This is a genomic window from Streptococcus sp. HMSC074B11 (genome assembly GCF_001808705.1).
Lineage (GTDB): Bacteria > Bacillota > Bacilli > Lactobacillales > Streptococcaceae > Streptococcus.
Window position 1 is genome coordinate 1 of record NZ_KV794271.1, and the last position, 358, is coordinate 358.

Annotated in this window: 1 protein-coding gene; it reads left to right on the plus strand. The window is 33.0% G+C overall.

Annotation, left to right across the window (positions count from 1 at the left end; translation table 11 throughout):
- The first annotated feature begins 40 nt into the window (after positions 1-40).
- Entirely contained in the window at positions 41-247 is a 207-nt protein-coding gene (locus HMPREF2619_RS05015) for a CsbD family protein (RefSeq protein ID WP_070459618.1), read from the plus strand.
- Positions 248-358 lie beyond the last annotated feature (111 nt).

Below are 358 nucleotides of genomic sequence, written 5' to 3' on the forward strand. Positions count from 1 at the left end.
TAATTACTAATTTAGAAAAAAATAAAAGGAGGACATACTTATGTCTACAGAAGAAAAATTAAACCAAGCAGCAGGATCTGTTAAAGAAGGCGTTGGCAAATTGATCGGCGACAAAGAACTTGAAAAAGAAGGAGCTGCTGAAAAAGTTGTTTCTAAAGTTAAAGAAGTTGCTGAAGATGCAAAAGATGCTGTAGAAGGTGTCGTTGAAGGTGTAAAAAACATGCTTCATAAAGACGATGCTAAATAATTAAATTTAGGTAATCTTTCTATTTTTCTCGAAAACACTCCCAGTTAGGGGGTGTTTTTGTTATTCGTTTTTATCAATGCACGTTTTATAGAGAAAAAAAGAATACAGGAC

Excerpts from the sequence above, each read along its gene's own strand:
- HMPREF2619_RS05015 (WP_070459618.1), top strand. The coding sequence starts at position 41 with ATGTCTACAGAAGAAAAATTAAACCAAGCAGCAGGATCTGTTAAAGAA.